This is a genomic window from Longimonas sp. (assembly GCF_046498435.1).
In the GTDB taxonomy this organism is placed as follows: domain Bacteria; phylum Bacteroidota; class Rhodothermia; order Rhodothermales; family Salinibacteraceae; genus Longimonas.
Map to the genome: position 1 here is coordinate 1 of NZ_JAWOAR010000118.1, position 3,358 is coordinate 3,358.

The window sequence follows — 3,358 nt, forward strand, 5'->3', positions numbered from 1 at the left end:
GGCGCATTCCGGGGCGATGCGGCCAATCCGAACGACGACTCGGGCAGTCTCGGTGCGATCGACTACGGCGATGAGCACTTCACGTGCTTCCAGTTCGATTACGACTGGCGCCGCGATAACGTCGAGAATGCGCAGCGCCTGCACGAATTCATCCAGGAAAAGACGGCGTATCTGCAAGAGGAGTACGCGACGCGCTACGGCATCGAGGACGCGGACATCCAGTTCGATATTGTGGCGCATTCGATGGGCGGGCTGCTCACGCGCTACTACCTGCGCTACGGCAACCAGGACCTGCCCGAAGACGGTTCCGCCCCCGAGATCACCTGGGCTGGGGCCGAGCACGTCTCCCGCGCGGTGCTCGTGGGCACGCCCAACGCCGGCTCCGCCAAAGCGCTGCGCCAGATGGTGGAGGGCAAGCAGACCTCACGCATCACCCCGAACTACGCTCCTGCGATCCTGGGCACCATGCCCGCCGGGTATCAACTGCTGCCGCGTGGGCGGCACGGCGTCCTGGTGGATGCAGAGGACCCGAGCGTGGTGATTGACTCGCTGTTTGCCCCGGACTTCTGGCAGCGGATGGAGTGGGGATTGGCGGATCCCGAGCAAGACGCGGTGCTCCAACAGCTCTTGCCAGACGTGGAAGATGCCCGCGAGCGGCGCCGCATTGCCCTCGATCATCAGCGCAAGAGCCTGGAGCGTGCTCAGCAATTCACCGAGGCGCTCGACATCCCAGCAACACCACCGCCCGCCACCGAAATCGCCCTCATTGCGGGCGATGCCGAACCCACGCTATCCCGCCTGTCGGTCGACCGCACCACCGGCGAACTGGACGAGGCCGGCGAAGCGCCCGGCGATGGCACGGTGCTCCGCTCCAGCGCACTTATGGACGAGCGCGTGAACGGGACCTGGAAGCCGCACCTCGTGTCTCCTATCCAGTGGGCGCAGGTCACCTTTCTCTTTGCCGAGCACATCGCCATGACACGCGATCCTGCCTTCACCGACAACCTGCTCTATTATCTGCTGGAAGCGCCGCGCGGCCCCGCCTCCTGATGTAAACGCTCACCTCGCGCTCTGCTCGCTTCCCCCCACGCTCTGCCATGCTGTTCGAGTTCTGGTTTATGCTGCCCGTGGCCCTCCTCATCGCCACCATTGCGATGGGCTCCGGTGTCGAAGGCGCCACCTTCTTCTCCCCCTTCTTTATGATCGTGCTGGGACTGGACCCGACCACCGCTATCGGCGTCGGGCTGATTACTGAGGTGTTCGGGTTTGGCAGCGGACTCTACGCCTATTACAACCGTGGTGCGATCGACTACCGGATGGGCGGTGAGCTGCTCATGATTACTGTGCCTGCCGCGCTCTTCGGCGTGTGGGTGGCCCACTTTGTGCCCGCCGACATCCTGAAGGCGATCTTGGGCATGGGCCTCGTCATTGTAGCGATAAGCTTTCTGCGCACGCCCGACGACGACCTGGAGCAGCAGTTGGATGCGCGGGCGCAGCAACCCAAGGAGCGCGCCGAGCGCTGCCTGGTGACGACCGACGGCACGCAGCACTGCTACACGGTCTTCAACCGCGCCGAGGGGCTGCTCACCGGCGGCATCGGCGGCACGTTTATCGGGATGCTCTCGACTGGACTCGGCGAACTGAATGGCTACCTCCTCTTGCAGCGTTGTCGTATTCCCAGCACCGTGGCCATTGCCACAAGCGTGTTCGTGGTGGCACTTACCGCCCTCGCCGCTTCGGTCACCCACGCCGTGCAACTGGCCACCGCCGATGCCGAAGCGTTCAACCAGGTCCTGCGCATCCTGCTATTTACCGTGCCCGGCGTCCTGGTGGGCGGCCAAATCGGCCCCGCGGTGGCGACGCGCATCCCCGACGAAACGCTGGAGCGCAGCATGGGCGTACTCTTCCTGCTCGTGGCTGCCATCGTCATTGCGGATGCAGCGCTGATGTAGTGGGAGGGCAGCGTGCTGAGGCACCGTTATCCCTTTGCCCCGACGCTATGGACAGGGGCCCAACCTATCGTGACGCGGTGGTCTCGGTCCCCTCATTCGGCCACGACCACGCAAACTCCAGACGCGTGACCCCCGGCGTTAGGATGCGTAGTTGCAGCCCGTTGGCATCGGTCAGGATGTCGCGGTCGTCGACCACACGGTCAAAGACCAGGATGGTGCGCCGATAGAGCGCCGGTTCGCCGTTGTGCAGCGCAACATTGCGGATTGGCAGGTTGCGTACCTCTTTGGGGCGATAGCGCTCGCCGGAGCGATCCATTAGCTGAAGCTGCACATTCGACCGCAGCAGAGGTGGAGGAGGCGCTTGTTCAGACCGGCTGATAATCAGGGGACATGTTATCGGGCGGCGAACTGGACGGAGCTGGGGCTCACGACGGGGCGCGGCAAGGCGGACATGACGCACCGCCCGAACCGTTCGATCAAGCGGATCTTCGGCTACCCGCTCGTTGGCAATTACCGCAAGCGGCTGACGGCGGTTGCATCATGAGCAAGCGCAAGAAAACGACCGACGAGCTGGTCACAATCGACCTGGCGCAAGTGCGCGCGCTGCTCGAACGCATCAAGTCTGACCTCGACGAGGCCGACTACCTGCTGCTGTGCTTGACGACCGACGTGCTCGAGATGGTCACGCGCGAGGTGCGCAAGCGCAGGACAACGATCGCTCGGCTGCGCTCGATGCTCGGCCAGCGCAGCAGCGAGAAGACCGCCGATATCGTTGGCAACGACCGCAGCAGCGAGGCGGGCGACCAAGCAGCGCCGCAGAGCGCAGCGGGGGATTCAGCATCGGACGATTCGACGCAATCGGCTGACAGCGACAAAGCGTCTACGCCGTCCGAGAACATGGAGACACCACAACGCAAACGCAAGGGCCACGGCCGCATCCCGGCGTCGTCCTACGACTGCGACGTCATTGCCGTGCCCCACCCGACGCTGCAGCCTGGTCAACAGTGCCCTGGGTGCGCCCACGGTTCGCTGTACGACACGCAGGATCCGGCCCCCGCGGTCATCATCGTCGGCCGGCCACTGCTCGGGGCCGAGCGCTTCGAGGCACAGTGTCTGCGATGCAATTCCTGTGGCAAGCAGTTCACGGCGCCGTTGCCTGAGCGGGCTCGTGGACCGAAGTACACCGCGAGTGCGGCGGCTGCGATCACCGTGGAGCACTACTGGCTCGGTCTGCCGTTCAACCGCATCGAAGCGGCGCAACGATTCGTGGGCGTGCCCGTACCTGCAGCGACGCAGTGGGACGTGGTGTGCAAGCATCTACCGCTGGTCATGCCCGTCTACCACGTGCTTGCTTCGCTCGCGGCTGACGCGCCGCTCGTGCACAACGACGACACCCACGTGAAAAT

4 protein-coding genes are annotated in these 3,358 nt (G+C 64.5%); 3 read left to right on the forward strand and 1 reads right to left on the reverse strand.

Annotated elements, in window-relative coordinates:
* On the forward strand, positions 1-1,050 hold a 1,050-nt coding region (locus tag R6U20_RS04690), incomplete at its 5' end, for an esterase/lipase family protein (RefSeq protein ID WP_410336709.1).
* A gap of 47 nt (positions 1,051-1,097) precedes the next feature.
* Positions 1,098-1,952: a sulfite exporter TauE/SafE family protein gene (locus R6U20_RS04695; protein WP_410336710.1), complete on the forward strand. Its 855-nt coding sequence runs from the start codon at positions 1,098-1,100 to the stop codon at positions 1,950-1,952.
* A gap of 64 nt (positions 1,953-2,016) precedes the next feature.
* On the opposite strand, the gene R6U20_RS04700 is transcribed toward R6U20_RS04695, so the two are convergent.
* Positions 2,017-2,268 carry a hypothetical protein gene (locus tag R6U20_RS04700; protein WP_410336711.1) on the reverse strand — a complete coding sequence of 84 codons (252 nt, stop codon included), beginning with the start codon at positions 2,266-2,268 and terminating at the stop codon, positions 2,017-2,019.
* Positions 2,269-2,492: 224 nt separating this feature from the next.
* Here R6U20_RS04700 and R6U20_RS04705 point away from each other — a divergent pair.
* The coding region (locus tag R6U20_RS04705) for a transposase (protein WP_410336712.1) at positions 2,493-3,358 on the forward strand (866 nt) is incomplete at its 3' end.